This is a genomic window from Streptomyces sp. NPDC058469 (assembly GCF_042721125.1).
Classification (GTDB): Bacteria; Actinomycetota; Actinomycetes; order Streptomycetales; family Streptomycetaceae; genus Streptomyces.
Genome location: NZ_JBHXME010000240.1, coordinates 1 through 12,246 on the forward strand (window position 1 = coordinate 1; position 12,246 = coordinate 12,246).

Sequence of the window (12,246 nt, forward strand, 5' to 3'; positions counted from 1 at the left end):
GCTCACCGAGGTTCATTCAGCCTCACCGATCCTCATGATCGCTTTACGTTTTCTCCTAAAGCCGGTGTCGCAGGTTCGAATCCTGCCGAGGGCACAGCCAATATCTCAGGCCATCGAAATGGCCCCGAACCCGCCCCAGGTTTCGGGGCCATCGGCTTGCAGACCAGGTGGGCGGCTCCCGGCTTCGCTGTGAAACCCACAGGAGAACCCCACCCCCGCCCGCCACAATCCGAGCATGTCCACCGACGTGAGCGAAATGATCAAATGCAGGCCAGGCGCTCGGATCTGGGGTGCGGATGACGAGGACTCCGTCTGGGCGGGCGCGATCGATCTGATCCTTCTCAACACCGGGAACGCGTACGACGCGCTCGCCTGTCTCTTCGGGGTGCGCAATTCCTACGGGTTCCGGCCGCTGGCCGAGGGGCGGGGGCTGCCGTTGGACGCGTCCGACGAGGTGCGCGCCGCCTTCGCCGGGTACGGCGGGCCCGACCGCGTCCACAGCACCACCTGGATCACCGGGGACGAGTTGGCCGGCGCCGACTGGGACGAGACCGACCGCTCCGGCGCGCGCAGCCGTCGTACGGTCGCGGGACAGCAGCTACTGGGAGCCCACGTGGGAGGTCATGCGGACGCTGGGCGGACTGCACGGCGCGGAGAACGTGTGGCTCGTCGTCCGGTTCGACTGACCGTGGAGTACCGAGCGAGCGGCAGCCGGCTGCCTAGCTCTCTAGCTCTCTAGCTCTCTAGGGAACCTTCGCCGTATCCACGGCCTCCGTCGCCCCCTCCCCCTCCGCCAGCGCCCGGTTCCGCCGCACCGAGGACCAGAACGACCACCCGATCAGTACGACCCCCACCAGCCCCGTGATGACCTCGTTGATCTGGTACTGGATGGTCACCATCAGGATCACCGCAAGCGCGCCGATCGCGTAGTGCGCGCCGTGCTCCAGGTACACGTAGTCGTCCAGGGTGCCCTGGCGGACGAGATACACCGTCAGGGAGCGGACGTACATCGCGCCGATGCCCAGGCCCAGCGCCATCAGGACGATGTCGTTGGTGATGGCGAACGCGCCGATCACTCCGTCGAAGGAGAAGGAGGCGTCGAGGACTTCCAGGTACAGGAACATGAAGAATGCTGCCTGACCGGCCAGGACTACCGCCGAGCGGTCGCTCTCCCGTTCCCGTTCCTCCTCCGCCTCCAGGCGGTCCTCGAAGAAGCCCGAGAGGCCACCGACGATCATGTAGGTGATCAGGCCGGCGATGCCGGAGACGAGCACCGTCTGGGCCTTGTCCGCGTGGGCGCCGCCGTGCTGGTGGGCGTGGGTCGCGAAGGTCGTCGAGGTGATCAGCAGGACGATCAGGGCGATGCAGACCGACAGCATGTCGACCTTGCCGAGTTTGGCCAGGGGGCGTTCCAGCCAGCCCAGCCACTTGATGTCCCGGTCCTCGAAGATGAAGTCCAGGAAGATCATCAGCAGGAACATGCCGCCGAAGGCCGCAATCGCCGGGTGGGCGTCGGTGACCAGCTGTTCGTAGCGGTTCTTGTCGGTCAGCGCCAGGTTGACCGCGTCGTACGGATTGAGCTTCGCGGTGACCGCGACGATCACGACCGGGAACGCCAGGCGCATGCCGAAGACCGCGATCAGGACGCCGACCGTGAGGAAGATCCTCTGCCAGAAGGCGGACATCTTCTTCAGGATCCCGGCGTTGACCACCGCGTTGTCGAAGGACAGCGAGATCTCCAGGACGGCGAGGATCGCGATGACGCCGAACGCCGTCCACCCGCCGTACCAGACTCCCAGGGCCAGGCCGAGCGCGGTGACCGCGAACGACCAGCGGAAGGTCTTCAGAAGCACGGGTTGCCCCTTCCTGTTGTCGCGCGGTCGCCCGCGGGCCGGGCATCAACAGCCCTGACCATCATCGGCGTTGTCTACCACGACCGCCTGTCGTACAGGTGACAGGGCAGGCCCCAAGAGCGCGGAAGGGCCCTCGACCTTCCGGTCCAGGGCCCCGAGTCGACGCTGCAGCATCGTCACTTCTTCACTGCGTCACTTCTTCGGCGGCACCTTGCCCGTCGTGCGCAGCGTGCCCACCGTTTTGAGGAGGCGGTCCGCCGGGTCGCGCAGTGACTGGTGGGCCAGGACCGTGTTGCGCAGGCCGCGGACCGGGCGGCGCCACAGGCGGTGGGCCGCCGCCACCGGGTGGGGGCGGGTGGCGAAGCCCTCGCCGACGCGCAGTTCGCGGGTCTTGAGCCAGTCCTTCCACTCCTTGTCGCCGCGCCCCAGGTCCATCAGGCGTACGCCGTGCCGGCCCGCCTCCTCGGCCATCCTGAGGTGCATGATCAACCCGGGCGAGTAGTACCGGAGTTCGGGGTCGTACGCCGTGAACCAGGCCGCGAACAGCGTGCGGGACGTGGGTCCGAAGTGGGCCGCCACGGGGCGGTCCCCGGCGTAGAGGACCGACAGGATGCCGGTGAAGTGTTCCTCGCGGACGCGGAAGAGATGGTCCACCAGGTCCACGATCCACGGGCGCGCGAAACGGTCCATGCGGCCGGTCCTGCGGTACTGGGCCGACTTCCACCGCATCAGCGTGCGCAGCACCTCGGGGTCGCGCTCGTCGTAGACGAACCGCATCTCGCCGAGGTCGCGGCCCAGCCGGCGTTCCTTCTTCAGCGTCGTCTTGGCGATGCCCGGGTACGCGCCGCGCAGCCACTCCGGGTAGGGGACCTCGCCGTCGCCGTCCTTCAGGTCGATCACCGGGGACGCGAAGGTGCCGGTGACGTAGCGGCCGAACGGCTGCTGTTCCTCGACGAGATGGTCGAACTCGAAGACCGACAGGCCGCAGGCCCGCAGGAGTTGCTGGACGTCCCAGGTGACACCGGGCCGGTGCACCAGGGCCTGGCAGTCGGAGAGGCCCAGGCCGATGGCCCGGCCGACGCCGACGGGGTTGCGCTCGTACGGGAAGAAGCCGACCGGCTCTCCGCTCTCGTGCAGAACCGCCACCTGCGCGCCGCCGCGATAGCGGCCGACGCCGTCCGCGAACTCCGGTGCCAGAAAAGGGTTCGCGTAGTCCGGCGACTCGTCCATCGCCTTGTGCCAGGCCTGGCGGAGCGTGGTGGTGAGCTCCTCCGGTCTGTGGATCGTGATGTCCGCCTTGCTGTTGGATCGCATGGGCGACCGTCCCCCCACTTTCCCCCACGACGCGTCGTCCGCGTCCTGCGTACATATCCCAAGGTACGACGAGACACGAACAGTTCGGCAGGGCTCAAACGTCGCGAAACAGTACGCACGCTGTCAAGGATGCCTGTGGCTACGGAAAAGTACGGATCATCCTCCCCCGGTACAACCTCCCCGGTATCCCCCTGAACCGCAGGTCCAGCCCGACCCCGTCACGCTCCGCGTGCAGGTGGAGGTGGAGGTGGAGGTGAAGGTGAAGGTGGAGGTAGGTCTCGGTAATGTTGCCGGAATTGTCTGTCTCTCCCGTGCCGATGAACACGTGGTTCCCGTACGGGAGTTGGTAGCGAGGGCGGCTCCCGCCTCGACCGTACGGCGCGGGAGGCGCGGCTGCTGGGCGGGGGGTAGCGGGCGCCTTCCACGTACAGGGCGAGGAGTTCGCCGTCCGGCGCCGCGCGGGCCCAGGCGCGCACCTGGCCCTCCTCGCCGGTCACGAGAAGGCCGTCGGGGCTGTCCGTCACGGTGGCGGGGGCCGGTGCGGGTCAGGGTCGCCTGGACGATCCGTTCCAGGGGCCCCGCACCGACCGCGTCCGCGACGCGCGGGGCGAGGCGGGGCCGCCCCTCCGGGTCTGCCGTGAGGAACCTCAACAGGGCGTCGGCTTCGGGTGGTTGGGGTGATGAGGGCTCGGGCGTCAACGGGGCTCCCTCGGCGTTCGTGACGATGCGATGGCCGACGTAAAGACGTAAAGACGTAAGGGCGTAAGGGCGTAAGGGCGTAAAGAAGGCGACGGGACGCCCGGCCAGGTTCTTGCCCGCCCGGCCGGGCGACCCAACGCCCTTCACCCTTAGGCCGTTTGCACCTCCGGGGCCTCCCCTCGCGCCTGCCGGGCGAGCGCCGCCAACGTCAGGGTCACCGCGGCCGATGCCAGGGCCATCAGGGTCATCGCCGTCCCCGGTGAGGTGAGTTGGGCGACCGTGCCCGCGAGGGCCGCGCTCACGCCCTGCATGGTGAGCATGCCCGCGGAGCGCAGGCCGAAGGAGTGGCCCGCGAGTTCATCGGGGGTGAGTTCCATCAGGCGTTCCTGCAGGACGAGGCTCGCGGCGAAGCCGACGGAACCGACGCACACGGCCAGGGCGGCCCACGGCATCCCCGGCCGCAGCGCGAAGAACACGTACGGCGTGGCCAGCAGGAGGCGGAGCGGGATGGCCAGGCGGGGGCGCAGGGCGGGCGGCACGAAGCGGCCCACACTCATGTCACCGACGAACATGCCCAGCGCCGCGGAGGCGAACAGCACGCCGGCGGACCCGGAGTCGTAGGAGACGTAGAGGGATTCGCAGCCGACGATCAGGCCGTTGGGGACCCACATGCCCAGGAAGGTGAGGCGGCGGGGGCGTGAGGACCACAGGAGGGCGTTCGTGCGCCACGTCGCCGCGACGGACGGGCGGCCCGAGGAGCGTGGCGGGCGGGCGGTCAGGCCCACGCGGATGACGAGGGCCGTGGTGGCGTACAGCGCCGCCGACAGCAGCAGACAGGAGCGGGGGGACAGAAGCGCCAGCAGGGCACCGCCCATCGCGAAACCGCCGACCTGCATCAGTCCGAAGACCATGTTGAACACCGAACGGCCCAGCACGAAGCCGTCCTTGGGCAGGATCTCGTTCAGCAGACCCCCGCTCACTCCCCCGCCCAGCGAGGCGATCAGTCCCTGGAGGAACACGACGCCGAAGACCGCCCCGACCGGCAGGCCGGGCAGCGCCAGCAGCGCCGTACAGGCGGCGAAGCCGAGGTTCATGCCGGTCAGCGTGGCCCGCGGGGGCAACCGGTCGGCGCCCGACAGGAGGAAGGTCGCGCCGAGCATCTGCGCGAGCTGCGGCCCGAACATGCTCATCGCCGACAGTAACGGCGAGTCGGTCGCCCGGTAGACCAGCGTGGCGATCGCCAGTCCGCTGATGGTCAGGGCCGCGGTCTGGACGGCGGCGGAGAAGAAGAACGGGGTGTATTCGGGAACGCGGAAGAGCTCGCGGTAGCTGCGCATGCGCGGAGTCTGCGGGGGTGGGCGCGGGGGTCCTATTCTTTCGCCCGGACGCGAAACACGGGGGTGGTCTGATGGGGTTGTGGCAGCTCAACGCGGACACCCTCGCCCGGAGCCGGTTCGTGCTGTCGTCGTTCGCGGAGACCTTCGCCTCGCTGAAACTGCTGCACGCGGGGGTGGGCGCGCACCCCGGTGAGCAGGTGTGGCTGCGGGACCATCTGCCGGGATATCAAGGGCTGTTGGCGGCCGATCCGGTCACCGGCGCGCTGGTGCGGGCGGGGCTCGGGCGGTCCTGGATCGCCGACTTCTTCTGTCCGACGCAGACGGACCGGGAGTCGTTCGCGGAGACCGTCGCCCGGGTGCGGGAGACGCGGCCCCAGGACGCGCGGGCGAACCTGCGCGTCTCCCTCGCCGGGCCGCTCCCCGCCGCCCTGGAGCGCGACGATCTGCCCGAGCGGGCGGCACGCGTCCTGGAGTACGTCTGGGAGGAGACCGTACGGCCGTACTGGGCGCGGCGGCGGCGTGTGCTGGAGGCCGATGTCGTCGCACGGACCACGCAGGTGAGCCAGGGCGGCTGGGCGGCCGTGCTGGACGCGTTGCAGCCGGGGCGGACGCGGTGGCTCGGGGAGAACCGGCTGCAGATCAATCTGCACGAGAACCCGCCACGGGAGATCTCCGGCGCCGAGCTGCTCTTCATGCCGGTCACGCCCAGGGCCGGGTGGGCGTCATGGGAGGAGCCGGACCGGTACGCCATGATCTACCCGTGCGCGGGAGTCCTCGCCGACCATGGCGGGCGGCCCGTGCCCGAGAGCCTGGGCGCGCTGCTGGGCCCCTCGCGGGCGGCCGTGCTGACGCTGCTCGGGTCGCCGATGAGCACCAGCCAGCTGACCGCCGTGACCGGGCAGGCGCTGGGCTCGGTGGGGCGGCATCTGCGGGTGCTGCTGGACGCGGGTCTTGTGGAGCGGCGGCGGGCGGGGCGGTCGGTGCTGTATTCGCGGACTGCGGCCGGGGAGGTCGTGGTGAAAGCGGCCGGGCTTGAGACGCACGGGCCGCCCGTAGGCCCGGAGACCCCTGGGCCCCGTGGGGAGAACGACATTTACCGGAGTTAGCATCCGGTTATGACGACTACAGAGAACACGGGTCCCCTCGGTGTCCAGATCGGGTCGCTCGCCGGCGGCTCGGCGGACCTCTCCCAGTACGCGGGCAAGGCCGTCCTCGTGGTGAACGTGGCCTCCAAGTGCGGGCTGACCCCCCAGTACACGGGCCTTGAGCGGCTCCAGGAGCGGTACGCGGCGCAGGGCTTCACCGTGCTGGGCGTGCCCTGCAACCAGTTCCTCGGGCAGGAGCCGGGCAGCGCCGAGGAGATCGCCGAGTTCTGCTCGGCGACGTACGGCGTGACCTTCCCGCTGACCGAGAAGGTCGAGGTCAACGGGGACGGCCGGCACGAGCTGTACGACCGGCTCGTCGGCTTCGCGGACGGCGAGGGCCACACCGGTGACATCCGCTGGAACTTCGAGAAGTTCCTGATCGGCCGCGACGGTACGGTCGTCGCCCGCTTCTCCCCGCAGACCGAGCCGGAGTCGGCGGAGCTCGTGGCGGCGGTCGACGGCGCCCTCGCCTAGGAATGTGTTGACCTTGCCCCTGGGGCAGGGCTGAGCGTCCCTGTCGCCGGGCGGAAAGAAACCGCCCGGTGACGGAGGGCGAGCGAGCCAAAGGGGCGCGTCGGTGTCGAGAGCGATGGGGGCCCCTCCCGCGCGAGCGTATTCGAGCGTGGGGGAGCGCGGAGGCCCGAAGGGCTGAGCACGGTCACGGGCTCAACGCCGGCTTTGGCGCGCCGGAGGCGAGCCGACCGAAAAAGGGGCTGCAAGCGTGGACGACGAACTGCTGACCATCGGCGCGTTCGCGGCGCGGGCGCGGCTTTCGGCCAAGGCCTTGCGGCTGTACGACCGGCTCGGGCTGCTGTGCCCGGATCGTGTCGACGAGGTCAGCGGTTACCGCTACTACCGCGCCGACCAGGTCGAACGGGCCCGACTCGTGGCGCTGCTACGGCAGTTGGACATGCCGCTGGCCCGGATCGCCGAGCTGGTCGAGGCCGACGGGGCGGACGCGGCGGAACTCCTCGCCGCGTACTGGACGGACGTCGAGACCAAGGTCGCCGGGCAGCGCACGCTCGCCGAGTACCTCCGTGCACGGCTGTCGGGGAGGAGCTCCGAGATGTACGGAAAGTTCGTGGTCGAGACGGTCGAGGTACCGGAACAGGTGCTGATCACCGAGACCCGGCACACCCTCGCGGACGAGTTGCCGGCCTGGATCGGGGCCTCGCTGGGGCGACTTGAGGCGGCGGCGAAGGAGTGCGGGGGCGTGAGCGCCGCGCCGTTCGTCGTCTACCACGCCGAGGTGTCGATGGAGAGCGACGGCCCGGCCGAGTCCTGCGTACCGGTCGCGGACGAGGCGGCGGCGCGGGCCTGGGCGGCAGCGCAGGGGCGGGCCTGGCAGACGGCGGTCCGGGTGGAGCCGGCCCGGCGGCTGGCGTACGCCCGGATCACCAAGGCGCAGGTGGCGCATCCGCAGATCCTGGCCGCGTTCGAGGCGGTGGAGCAGTGGGTCGCCGCGCAGGGCCTGCGGTACGCCGGGCCGTGCCGCGAGGTGTACTTCGCGGACTGGGACGCGGCGGGCCCCGGGGACCCGGTGTGCGACGTGGCGTTCCCGGTGGCACTCCCGGTGGCGCTCGCGGTGGAGTGAGGCGCCGGTCGGCGTACGGCGCCGGGCACAAGCCGAGCCCCCTCGGCCAGGACGGCGGGCCAGTCGAGAGGGCTCTTCTTGAATGCTTGTACCGCATGTGGTGCTTGTGCTGTTTGTCGTGCTTGTCGTGCATGAACTGCACTGTGCTGCTTATGGAGTTGTGAAAGGTGACCCAGCCACATCAGTGAAGGTCGTGCGCCCCCCGCGCGACATCTGCCACGAAGACGTTCCACGAGTCGGCGGGGAAGGCCAGCGCCGGACCCCCGTCGACCTTGGAGTCCCGTACGGCCATGGCCGCGAGAACCGGTGACTTGATCTCGACGCATGCGCCGTTCCCGGTGGAGTACGAGGACTTGGTCCACGTGTCCGTGGCGCCCTGACGAATTGCCATTTTTGCTCCGGTTATGCCAGTTGATGAGTTGCTGTCACCGCGCGTCACGTCCGACCACGAACACTCCGGACGCGCAACACGGTTTGCGCCAACGTGCGTTGCTCGATGGCGTGATCGACGCTACTCGCCAACATCGGCGGGCGGAGCGGCCATTCACTCGACCGGGTGGCATATACCCCTGGTGTCTTCCATCCCGCCCGGCGGAAGGTGTACTGTGCGGCACCTTCCGCCGGAGGGGCCCCTCAGCGCGCGTAATCCTTCGCGATGTCCGCGATGAACTGACGGGACTGGTCCACGTTCAGGGCCTGCGCCCTCAAGTGCTCGTACATCACGCTGTACTTCTGGACGTCGTTCGCCTTCTCCAGGTACAGGTCGCTGGTGACGCCCTCGATGTAGACGACGCTGGAGTCCGCCGCGTCGGGGAACTCCAGGATCGCGTACTGCCCGTTGAGCCCGGGATGGGCGCCCATGTCGAACGGGATCACCTGCACGGTCACGTGCGGCAGTTGGGACTGCTCGACGAGATGCTCCAACTGGTCCCGCATCAGGGACCGGTTGCCGACCACGCGGCGCACCGCGGACTCGTCCATCACGGTCCACAGCCGCAGCGGGTTCTCCGGGGCGGAGATCCGCTCCTGCCGGCGCAGCCGCACCTGGACCCGCTTCTCGACATCGGCCAGGGCGGTCTCGGGCAACGCCCCGGTGATGAGCGCCTCGGCGTACTGCCGGGTCTGCAACAGACCGGGGACGACCTGGGGATCGTAGACGCGCAGACTCGCCGCGTCCGTCTCCAGCCCGATGTAGACGCTGTACGGGATGTCGCCGAAGGAGTGCCACCAGCCTTGCTGGCGCGAGTCCTTGGCCATCTGCATGAGTGAGTCGACGATGCGGACGTCCTCGACCTCGTAGACCCCGCACAGGTCGCGGACGTCGCGCTGGCTGATGCTGCGCCGCCCGTTCTCCAGCCGGCTGATCTTCGACTGCGACACCAGCAACCGCTCGGCGACTTCTTCGGCCGTCATGCCCTTGAGCTCGCGGAGTCGACGCAACTCCTGGCCCAACCGGCGTCTCCTGACGGTGGGATTGACACTTGACGCCACGGGAACGTGCACCTCCGGCTGCATGCCTCTACTTGCCACTGCTTGCTGCTACGTGCTGCTCGCTGCTTGCCACTTTGCGTATCTGCTGTTGAGCAGACTGCCACCAAGGTGGTTTCTACCGCTGGGAAACGGTGGATATGCGGCAGGTACGAGCCATGTTCCGGTTGCCTGCGGCGTCCGTAGATGCGGCCGAGCGGGGTGGAGAGACGTTACGTCTACTCCACCCCGCTCGGACCAGCGGCTCCCGAACCGGGTCTTGGGGACTGGCGGTGCGGCGTGCGTGTACTGCGGTCGTGCGGTGCTACGGCCTTGCGGTGGTGCGGTGCTTCGGCCGTGCGGTCGTGCGGTCGTGTCGTGACTGTCGTTCGTGATGCCGACGTGTGCCGTGGTACTGCGGCTCAGTGAGCCACGGCGCGCGCCATGGTGCCGCGGTGCGGCTGCATCGGAACACCACGAGCCGGTTCCGGTGGCCTTGATCCGGGCACGGCCTGACGGCCGGCCGGGGCCGGGCTACGGCGTGGCTGTGCCGCCACTCCGTTCTGGACGTCCATCACGGCATGCGCCACGAGTCCGCCCATGGGGTCGTGTCTGATCAGGTCCCGCAGCCGGGAGCGGGACGAGCGTCCCTCATTACCCGGATACAGGTGTTTGCCGAGACCGACCGCGTGCGCCAGTGCGGCGAGCGCGGCTGTCCGCGGGTCCGGTGGCACACCGGTGCGGATCGCGGAATCGAGTCGGCCTCTGATCTCACGGCTGATCTCGTTGTCCGTCGCCTGATAGCGAGTCGTCGGCAATACCCCGCACATCTGTCCCGCCACGGCATGCACCATGCCGCACCGCTCCAGATGCGAGAGGTAGGTCTGGCGAAGTCCCAGTCGGGGCCCGCCAATCCAGTTCACTGCCCGTACGGGAGCGCCACGCCTTCGCAGCAACTCCAACGCGCAGTCCAAAGTCGGATCTCCGGTCGGCCGTGGCACGACCACGGCGATACGATCCCCGTCTGGGGCTATCCGTCCGGCCAGCGCCAGCTCCACTAGCTGTGCTCCGGCCAGACCGAGGTCGAGCGACTGCGGCTGTGCAGTGGTACCCGTGGCCGGGTCCAATGCCAGCAGTAGAAGCTCTTCCGGAAGAGTTCTGCGGCTCCTGCCCATCCATGCCTCCCCGCGTGGATGAATGACAGGGTGACCCCTCTCACATTGGTCTGTCGAGGGTGCGTGACCGCTTCGTGATGGAACCAGCAGGTATGTCGTTCTCGTCTACCGCAGGGGTTAAGCCCGCACACAGGACACTGGTACATGGTTCGGACAACGGTGTTGATGCGTTGTCCGAACCGCGGGTATGAGATTTTCCAGCTGATTTTCCAGCTGTTTTTGTAGCTAACTCGGTTATCTCGGTCGGTTCGGTTGACGCACGCGCAGCGTGCGGCGCATGGAGGAGGCATCGGTGGCGGGCGAGTCCCCCGACAGGTCGAAGCAGCGCGAGTCGTCGGCAGAACCGACGCCGGGGAGCGCGAGTCCGGTTCCTGAGGCCCGGGGTGAGCGCGATCCCCGGTTGGCGGTGGCCCGCGAGGACGCGACACCGTCCACGGCTCAGCGCGGTGGCGTGGATACGGCGACGAAGATCTTCTCGATCCGGGAGCTGCGGTCGGAGCCGGCCGAGCCCACCGAGGTGCCCGAGGGGGCTGAGGCAGAGGCGGGTGCGGGTGCCTCGGGCGAGGCCGGTGGGTCGGCTGGGTCCGGTGAGCCGGCTGGGTCCTGTGAGGCCAGTGGCTCCGGTGAGGCCAGTGGCTCCGGTGGCGCCGGTAGCTCCAGTGGCTCCGGTGACGCCGAGACCTCCGAGGACGCCGATACGCAGAACCCTTCCGCCAAGGGCGGCTCGGAGCGCGATGATCGGTTGCGTGCGGCTGTGGCGGCTTGGGTGACGTCGGGGTCGGACGGGGAGAAGCCGACCGCCGAGGGTGGTCAGGGCGCGGATCGCGCCGCTGATGCCGAAGACCCCGAGGACGCCGAGAAGTCGGCCGGGAAATCGTCTGCCGGCGCCGAAGACCCCGAGAGCGCCGAGAAGTCGGCCGGGGGCGAGGCGGCTGACGTGACCGAGGGTGCGGAGGACGTTGCCACGGCCGAGGGCCCCGAGGACGCGGAGACGCCCTCTGGAGGCCCGGAGAGCCCGGACGCCGAGGACGCGGGGGAAGTCTCCGTGGCCGACGCCTCCAAGGGCGCTGAGACCGCCCAGGAGGCCGCCGCGGGCGAGCGGGCCGAGGGTGCCGCCGGGACGACTGGTGACCCCGAGGACGCCAAGCCCGCCAAGGGCGACGAGGCGCGCGATGCGGCTGACGCCGAGACCGCGTCCGAGTCCGACGGCGACGGCGACGAAGACGTGACCGAGGGTGAGCAGGTCGCTGACGCTGCCGCCGAGAGCGACGCCGACGGCGACTCGGAGGACGCTTCCAAGGCGGACGGGACTCCGGAGGCCGGGGCTGCGCAGGCCGACAGGTCCGACGCGGATGCTGACGAGCACCCGGAAGCCGCCGACACCACCTCGGACGATGCCCCCAAGGCTGCCGAGACTCCTGAAGCCGAACCCGCGGAAGCCGAGGTGGACGCGGCCGAGGCCGACACCGCCCCGAAGTCCGCCGAAGACGGCACGTCCCCCGGCTCGACCGAGCCCAAGACCGACGACCGTCCGAAGTCCGCCGAAGACGGCACGTCCCCCGGCTCGACCGGGCCGAAGACCGACGACCGTCCGAAGTCCGCCGAAGACGGCACGTCCCCCGGCTCGACCGAGCCCAAGACCGACGACCTGACTCAGACCGA

At 69.4% G+C, this 12,246-nt stretch carries 10 protein-coding genes and 1 pseudogene; 5 read left to right on the forward strand and 6 right to left on the reverse strand.

Going from position 1 to position 12,246, the window contains the following annotated elements; translation table 11 throughout:
• Positions 1-235: 235 nt before the first annotated feature.
• Positions 236-739, forward strand: a complete 504-nt coding sequence (locus ACFWP5_RS49140; protein WP_384172856.1) for a hypothetical protein — start codon at positions 236-238, stop codon at positions 737-739.
• A gap of 4 nt (positions 740-743) precedes the next feature.
• Here ACFWP5_RS49140 and ACFWP5_RS49145 read toward each other — a convergent pair whose 3' ends face one another.
• From ACFWP5_RS49145 to ACFWP5_RS49155, 3 genes are all read right to left on the reverse strand, one after another.
• Positions 744-1,853 carry a DUF475 domain-containing protein gene (locus tag ACFWP5_RS49145; protein ID WP_384172859.1) on the reverse strand — a complete coding sequence of 370 codons (1,110 nt, stop codon included), beginning with the start codon at positions 1,851-1,853 and terminating at the stop codon, positions 744-746.
• Positions 1,854-2,045: 192 nt separating this feature from the next.
• Positions 2,046-3,167 carry a GNAT family N-acetyltransferase gene (locus ACFWP5_RS49150; protein ID WP_384172862.1) on the reverse strand — a complete coding sequence of 374 codons (1,122 nt, stop codon included), beginning with the start codon at positions 3,165-3,167 and terminating at the stop codon, positions 2,046-2,048.
• Positions 3,168-4,015: 848 nt separating this feature from the next.
• Positions 4,016-5,203, reverse strand: a complete 1,188-nt coding sequence (locus tag ACFWP5_RS49155; RefSeq protein ID WP_384172865.1) for an MFS transporter — start codon at positions 5,201-5,203, stop codon at positions 4,016-4,018.
• A 71-nt stretch (positions 5,204-5,274) separates the two neighbouring features.
• Between ACFWP5_RS49155 and ACFWP5_RS49160 the strand changes: the two genes are divergently transcribed.
• The 3 genes from ACFWP5_RS49160 to ACFWP5_RS49170 all read left to right on the forward strand — a co-directional run bounded on the left by ACFWP5_RS49160 (position 5,275) and on the right by ACFWP5_RS49170 (position 7,942).
• The gene (locus ACFWP5_RS49160; protein ID WP_384172868.1) at positions 5,275-6,309 is read left to right on the forward strand and encodes an ArsR/SmtB family transcription factor; all 1,035 of its coding nucleotides are present in this window, start codon (positions 5,275-5,277) and stop codon (positions 6,307-6,309) included.
• Positions 6,310-6,318: 9 nt separating this feature from the next.
• The gene (locus ACFWP5_RS49165) at positions 6,319-6,822 is read left to right on the forward strand and encodes a glutathione peroxidase (RefSeq protein WP_384172871.1); all 504 of its coding nucleotides are present in this window, start codon (positions 6,319-6,321) and stop codon (positions 6,820-6,822) included.
• 247 nt (positions 6,823-7,069) lie between these two features.
• On the forward strand, positions 7,070-7,942 hold the full coding sequence (locus tag ACFWP5_RS49170) for a MerR family transcriptional regulator (protein WP_384172874.1): 873 nt from the start codon (positions 7,070-7,072) through the stop codon (positions 7,940-7,942).
• 181 nt (positions 7,943-8,123) lie between these two features.
• Here ACFWP5_RS49170 and ACFWP5_RS49175 read toward each other — a convergent pair whose 3' ends face one another.
• From ACFWP5_RS49175 to ACFWP5_RS49185, 3 genes are all read right to left on the reverse strand, one after another.
• Positions 8,124-8,333: a DUF397 domain-containing protein gene (locus tag ACFWP5_RS49175; RefSeq protein WP_384172877.1), complete on the reverse strand. Its 210-nt coding sequence runs from the start codon at positions 8,331-8,333 to the stop codon at positions 8,124-8,126.
• A gap of 242 nt (positions 8,334-8,575) precedes the next feature.
• On the reverse strand, positions 8,576-9,433 hold the full coding sequence (locus ACFWP5_RS49180) for a helix-turn-helix domain-containing protein (RefSeq protein ID WP_384172880.1): 858 nt from the start codon (positions 9,431-9,433) through the stop codon (positions 8,576-8,578).
• A 398-nt stretch (positions 9,434-9,831) separates the two neighbouring features.
• Complete coding sequence (locus ACFWP5_RS49185; RefSeq protein ID WP_317880987.1) at positions 9,832-10,584, reverse strand: GPP34 family phosphoprotein; 753 nt, start codon at positions 10,582-10,584, stop codon at positions 9,832-9,834.
• Positions 10,585-10,861: 277 nt separating this feature from the next.
• Between ACFWP5_RS49185 and ACFWP5_RS49190 the strand changes: the two are divergent.
• Positions 10,862-12,246, forward strand: a pseudogene (locus ACFWP5_RS49190) (hypothetical protein); the annotation flags it as partial.